The 6,051-nt window shown below is 31.9% G+C and carries 7 protein-coding genes; 4 read left to right on the top strand and 3 right to left on the bottom strand.

Annotation, left to right across the window (positions count from 1 at the left end; all coding sequences use genetic code 11):
- Positions 1-23: 23 nt before the first annotated feature.
- Positions 24-773 carry a TatD family hydrolase gene (locus tag ACJMLB_RS04680; protein ID WP_405324059.1) on the bottom strand — a complete coding sequence of 250 codons (750 nt, stop codon included), beginning with the start codon at positions 771-773 and terminating at the stop codon, positions 24-26.
- 126 nt (positions 774-899) lie between these two features.
- On the opposite strand from ACJMLB_RS04680, the gene ACJMLB_RS04685 reads away from it, so the two are divergent.
- Complete coding sequence (locus tag ACJMLB_RS04685; protein ID WP_405324061.1) at positions 900-1,613, top strand: ThiF family adenylyltransferase; 714 nt, start codon at positions 900-902, stop codon at positions 1,611-1,613.
- Positions 1,614-1,618: 5 nt separating this feature from the next.
- On the opposite strand, the gene ACJMLB_RS04690 is transcribed toward ACJMLB_RS04685, so the two are convergent.
- Positions 1,619-2,089 (bottom strand): pyridoxamine 5'-phosphate oxidase family protein, encoded by a 471-nt coding sequence (locus ACJMLB_RS04690; RefSeq protein ID WP_405324063.1) that lies wholly within the window; start codon positions 2,087-2,089, stop codon positions 1,619-1,621.
- A gap of 163 nt (positions 2,090-2,252) precedes the next feature.
- Entirely contained in the window at positions 2,253-3,602 is a 1,350-nt protein-coding gene (gene purB / locus ACJMLB_RS04695; protein ID WP_292786409.1) for an adenylosuccinate lyase, read from the bottom strand.
- 271 nt (positions 3,603-3,873) lie between these two features.
- On the opposite strand from purB, the gene ACJMLB_RS04700 reads away from it, so the two are divergent.
- From ACJMLB_RS04700 to ACJMLB_RS04710, 3 genes are all read left to right on the top strand, one after another.
- Entirely contained in the window at positions 3,874-4,680 is an 807-nt protein-coding gene (locus ACJMLB_RS04700) for a CPBP family intramembrane glutamic endopeptidase (protein ID WP_405324065.1), read from the top strand.
- A gap of 94 nt (positions 4,681-4,774) precedes the next feature.
- A complete protein-coding gene (locus ACJMLB_RS04705) occupies positions 4,775-5,572 on the top strand; it encodes a CPBP family intramembrane glutamic endopeptidase (RefSeq protein WP_405324067.1) in 798 nt (265 codons plus the stop codon).
- Positions 5,573-5,821: 249 nt separating this feature from the next.
- Positions 5,822-6,051: helix-turn-helix transcriptional regulator (locus ACJMLB_RS04710; RefSeq protein ID WP_405324069.1), on the top strand; the 230-nt coding region annotated here is incomplete at its 3' end.

The following is a 6,051-nucleotide window of genomic DNA, read 5'->3' on the forward strand; positions in this document are numbered from 1 at the left end:
GCATGAGTATTGAAATTATTTCTTCATATCTTAAACAATCTTTTAGTATTTTCTGCAGTTATTTCAATAACTTCAGACTCTTCAATATTCAATTCTTCAGCTATTTTTTTAATGATGTATTTTATGTTCAGTGGTGTATTCATTTCCCCTCTTTTTTCTTCTGGAGGCAAGTAAGGAGAATCGGTTTCTAAGAGGATATGTTCAATCCCAATCTCATTTAGCATCTTTCTTGTTTTCTTATTGTTGTTGTGGGTTACAGTTCCCCCTATTCCCATATAGAAACCTAGTTTAATGAATTCTCTTGCTATCTCAGCTGAACCTTGATAGGAATGCATAGACCCAACTGCCTTATGTTCTTTTATTATATCGTAGGTATCTTGCATTGCCTTTCTGGAATGGACTATCACAGGAAGCTCGTGTTTTTCAGCCAAGCTAAGCATCTTTTCAAAGAGTTCAATTTGCTTATCCCTATTTTCTTTTCCTTTGTAGTAATCTAATCCTATTTCCCCTACTGCAATTACCTTATCATTTTCCAGCTGATTATCCAATAGCAAAATGTCTTCATCTCTAATTTCATCTGCAAAAGTGTAAAAGTATCCTATAGCAGCATAGACATTTTCATAGCTTTGGGACAATTTCAATACTTCTGCATTGCTTTTAGGATCAGTCCCATTCAATATTATGATAATATCCTCTTTAAGAGCTTCTTTTATTATTTCCTCTGCATTTTCCATTTCACTATTGTAGATATGGCAATGTGTATCGATAATCATTAAATTCCTCACATAGCGATTTATTTTTTTTCTATTGATTAGAAAATTATTGCATTAAGTTTTTATTCTTTTAACCTCAATTATTATATAATCAATTGAATTAAATTAAATTTTTGGTGAGCATAGATGGATGAGAAGTTTTCAAGAACAGAAATGTTAATTGGAAATGAGGGAATGGAAAAACTAAAGAATGCCAAAGTTGCTGTTTTTGGGCTTGGTGGTGTTGGTTCCTTTGTTTGTGAAGGACTTGCAAGAAGTGGAATAGGCAATTTTGTTTTGGTGGATTTCGATAAGGTTGATGAGAGCAATATCAATAGGCAGCTAATCGCCACAACTAAAACAATCGGCAGAAACAAGGTTGATGTCATGAAAGAGAGAATCTTGGATATCAATCCTGAAGCCAATATTGAAATTCATAATGAATTCTACCTAGCTGATTCAAAATCAGACATCATTACAGAGGACTTGTCATATGTTGTTGATTGTGTGGACACTATAATGGCAAAGATTGCAATCATATGCAAATCCAAGGAAATTGGGGTGCCAATAATGTCATGTATGGGTACTGGAAACAAGCTGGATCCTACAAGTTTTGAAATAGATGATATTTATAAGACCTCATATTGTCCACTTGCCAGAATAATGAAAAAAGATTTAAAAAAGAGAAATATAAAGAAATTAAAGGTCCTGTATTCAAAGGAGCATCCTATAAACACAAATGATTGTGAAATAAACCAGAATGGAAAGAAGCATAAGGTCAAGGGCAGTGTTTCCTTCATGCCTCCTGTTGCAGGATTGATGATTGCTGGTGAGGTAATAAAGGATATTGCCATAAGATGATTTAATTATTTTTCCTCAACTATCTTTCCGCTCATATGCTCTATTGTGATTTCATACAGTTCTGTTACATCCAAAAGCCTGTCTATTTCTGATTTGGTCTCTTCTTCACTTGGGAAGAACTTGTTTCCTAAATGAGTCAATTTTTCTATTTTTGTATCTTTGTCCTTGATTGTTCTCATTTTTCCAAAGACAATCAAGCTTTTGAATGTGTACCACCAGCTGTCTGATTTTACTCCTTTGTCTATTACGCAATAAGAAACCTTATCATGCTTTTCGATTGCATCTCTTTTATGGCTTTCCATTGCAGTTCCATGGAAGTATATCTTTCCATCTACATAAACATGACTTAATGGTACAGCATAAGGATAATCGTCATCTCCAAGCACTGCTAAGACACCACGAGGTTCGTTAATTAAAATTTCTATGCATTCCTCTTCACTTAATGCCTGTTTCTTTCTTCTCATTTCTCTAAACATATTTAATAGTTTAGATTTACTTATAAAAATAGTTAATTAAAAGAATATTTTTTTTAAAATAAAATATTTAGAAATAGTAAAAAATAGGAACTAGAAAAATAGAAAAATAGAAAAAAAATAAGTAAAATTGTAAAATTAAAAAAGAAAAAAAGTAACTGGTTAATTAAAACCAGTCTTTAGATGATTCTATAATCTCATCAACGATTATTGGTGCAGAACCAATGTAGGTATGAGGATCCATGATTCTTTCAACATCTTCTTTTGTTAGGAATTGGCTTGCATCAGGATCTTCAAGGATTAGGTCTGCAAGTAGCAATTTTTCCTTGTTTGCTTTGATAGCGTTCTTTCTTGCTACTCCATAAGCGGTTTGCTTACCCATTCCTGCTCTGGTAAGTTCTGCCATCAATCTTTCTGCCATGATCAATCCATTAGTGAAATTAAGGTTTCTTTCAATGTTTTCATCATAGAAGATGAGATTGTTCATTAACTTGATTGTTAAGTTGAGAATGTAATCAGTTAGAATACAAGCTTCAGGGAACATGATTCTTTCACAGGAAGAGTTAGTCAAGTCCCTTTCGTGCCAGAGTGGGTTGTTTTCCATAGCTGCATTTACATAGGATTTTACGATTCTTGCAACACCACAGATTCTTTCAGCAGTGATTGGGTTCATCTTATGTGGCATGGTACTGCTTCCAACTTGCTTTTCAGGGTCGAAGAATTCTCCTAACTCTTGAATTTCAGTTCTTTGTAAGTTTCTAACCTCAAGAGCTATTTTGCTTAAGGTAGTTGCTATGTTTGCAAGGGTTGCTACAAATTCCACATGGTTGTCCCTTTGCAATACTTGGTTAGTGATTGGAGCAGGTTTTAATCCAAGAATTTCAGATACTTTCTTGTGAACTTCCCAACCTTGGGTTCCAAGAGCTGCAGTGGTTCCTACAGCACCGTCCATCATACCAAGACAGACATTTTCCTTTGCATGCAATAATCTGTCATATTGCCTGTGCAATTCATCTGCCCAGATTGCGAATTTCATACCATAAGTGGTTGGAAGTGCATGTTGGCCATGGGTACGGCCAATGCAGACTTTCATCTTGTTCTCTTCAGCTAATTTGAGGATGATTTTAGTTAATCTTTCGATTTTCTCTTCCAATACTTCAATTGAATCCTTTAAGAGCAATGAGTTTGAACTGTCTACAATATCATTGGAGGTTGCTCCAAAATGAACATATTCTCCTGCTTCTCCTTCACATACTTCACTTAATCCTTTTGAAAGGGAAGCGATATCGTGTTTGGTTTCAGCTTCAATTTCACTTACACGTTCTACGGTAACAAATTTGGTATTTGCTTTTGCCTTGATTTCATCTGCAAATTCCTTTGGTATGATACCAAGCTCTCCTTCAGCTTGAGCCAATGCAGATTCAATATCTAACATTCTTTGCTGCTTGTTTTCTTGTTCCCAGATTCTTTTCATTTCTGGAGTTCCATATCTAAATTCTATTGGATGTATTGCCATTTAAACTCTCCTTTGATTGTAGATAATTTTGATTAAATATAATTTTTTCAACGTATTAAATATTATATTTTTAGAATACATATCTATTTTTGAATTTTTGATTAAATATATTTTATTGATTTCAATATGATTTTTCAATTAATTTATAAAGATTTATTAATTAGCATAATAAATTATTATTTAGAAAATTATAATTGAATTTTAATAATTTAAGATTATTATTAAAAATAATTTTTTTAAAATAATTTTTTTTCTTTATTGGGTGATATGTATGGATTTCAGTGTAAAAGATTTCAATGTAAGGCTTCGAACCATTAGACTTTGGGAACTTATCATTGCAGTTATCATTTCTTTTTTCTTGACAGGATTTGTTGAGGGATATTTCAATATTTCTTCTCCAGAATTGGAATACATTCTTTTCTTCTGCTTTATGATGGTATTCTTTTTGATTGCCACATATGGTACAACAGGTTTCAATAAGGATGTAAATGACCTGTTTAAAGCCAGCAGTATTCTAAGGGTCTTGATTTTAGCAATTTCAAACATGTTTGTTGCGATTTTCATTCAGAGCATGTTTTTCTCTTTGGATTCCATTTTCAATATGGTGAATTCAATTTCCTTGCCTTTATTGGATGTGGTGAATGGTTCAAGCAATCCTTTGATTTTCCTCATTGAGATGTTTTCAGCAATTATCATCGCACCAATTTCTGAAGAATTGTTCTTTAGGGGAGTTTTATTCAACAGATTGAAAATCAGAAAAGGTTTTGTCTTTGGATTAATTGTCTCATCAGTCATTTTTGGATTATGTCACTTGAATTATCCTGATCATATTTCACATGTAATCTATACTTGCATTATGGGAATGACTCTATGCATTTTATATTCAAGGACAGACAATTTATTGTTGAATATGGTTGTGCATTCATTCTATAACCTTTTATCATATCTCATTGCATATACTCCACTGCAATATTTGCTTTTAGGGGATGATTTTGGTTCATTAATGGGTTTGATGCTCTTAGCGTCCTTAATATTTATTCCAGTTTACATTATTTATTTCGCCATTAAGCTGAAATAAATATTATTTAAATTTATTGAAAAAATTTATTAAGCATGGAATTTTAATATTAAAATCATTTATTTAATGATTTTTCAATTTTCAGGTGAATATAATGGACTTTAGTGTGACTGACTTTAATGTAAGGCTTAGAACAATTAGGTTAAGGGAAGTAGTTTTAGCTATTGTTATCGGATTTGTCTTAAACGTGGTTCTCGTTGTAATTTTCCCTACATTGGGAGAGGGTGATTTAATAATCATGCCTCTTTTCGTTTTTGTTCTTTTGTTCTTCATTTGGGCTTTAAAAGGCACTCATGGTTTAAGTGATGACTTTTCAAAGCTTTTTGAAAGGGATAATCGTAGAGAGATATTCTATATATTCCTAATAAATCTTTTATTTGTATTCCTGATAGTGGCATTCTTTGCAAATTTAGACATACTTTTTGGTTCAGCATATCCGGATATGGAGCCATTGATGGATTTCACTCCAACTTATTATGACACATCATCTTTAGTTTTGGAAGTGATTACTTCAATCATACTTGCTCCAATTATTGAAGAATTGCTATTTAGAGGAGTTTTATTCAATAGATTGAAAATCAGAACTGGCATAGTGGCTGCTATGATCATATCTTCATTTATCTTTGCTATTGGTCATGAATTCGGTGGAATAACCAGTGCATTTTTATTTGGAATCTGTATGTGCATTATTTATTTGAAAACAGATAATATTCTCATGACAATGTCAATTCACTTTTTAAATAATCTGGTGGCTGTACTTCTTGAAGTTGGTAATGCAGATGCTTTCCTATTTCAAATGCCGCTTGCTCCAATCACATTGTTGCTTTCTATAGTTTCAGGACTTTTAATATTGGTTTACATCTTTGAAGAGACTAAGCGATTAAGGGCTTAGGGCTTTTCAATGTTTTTTATCTTTTATCTTTTTTTAACTTTCAATTTTATTCTTTAACTTTTTTTAAAATCTTTAATTTAAGCTATTTTTTTAAGCTATTTTTTAGAAACATTTATATAGGATGTAATATAATTTTTACATATAGGAATGTAAAATAATTTTTACATTTGGAATTTATTTATTACATTTGGAATGTATTTGTTACATGTTTATATTTCTATATTAATCAGATATTGTTTAAGTGATCATATGAAAACAATTATAAGATATTTAAGGCAGGAGATTAAGTTGAGTCAACAGGATTTAGCTGAGTCTGTTGGAGTTACTCGTCAAACAATCAATGCCTTAGAAAACGGACGGTATAATCCCTCTTTGCTTTTAGCATATAAAATAACAAGAATCTTGAATGAAGCCACTTATGGTGAAGATAAGGATTCCTATTTAAGCATAGAGGATATTTTTAAATTTAGTGATGATGA

The sequence above is a fragment of the Methanobrevibacter sp. genome (assembly GCF_045114555.1).
Lineage (GTDB): Archaea > Methanobacteriota > Methanobacteria > Methanobacteriales > Methanobacteriaceae > Methanobrevibacter.

What these genes read in the sequence shown, in the direction of transcription:
- ACJMLB_RS04700 (WP_405324065.1), top strand. Translation starts at nt 3,874, where the DNA reads ATGGATTTCAGTGTAAAAGATTTCAATGTAAGGCTTCGAACCATTAGA.
- ACJMLB_RS04680 (WP_405324059.1), bottom strand. Translation starts at nt 773, where the DNA reads ATGATTATCGATACACATTGCCATATCTACAATAGTGAAATGGAAAAT.
- ACJMLB_RS04690 (WP_405324063.1), bottom strand. Translation starts at nt 2,089, where the DNA reads ATGTTTAGAGAAATGAGAAGAAAGAAACAGGCATTAAGTGAAGAGGAA.
- ACJMLB_RS04705 (WP_405324067.1), top strand. Translation starts at nt 4,775, where the DNA reads ATGGACTTTAGTGTGACTGACTTTAATGTAAGGCTTAGAACAATTAGG.
- purB (WP_292786409.1), bottom strand. Translation starts at nt 3,602, where the DNA reads ATGGCAATACATCCAATAGAATTTAGATATGGAACTCCAGAAATGAAA.
- ACJMLB_RS04685 (WP_405324061.1), top strand. Translation starts at nt 900, where the DNA reads ATGGATGAGAAGTTTTCAAGAACAGAAATGTTAATTGGAAATGAGGGA.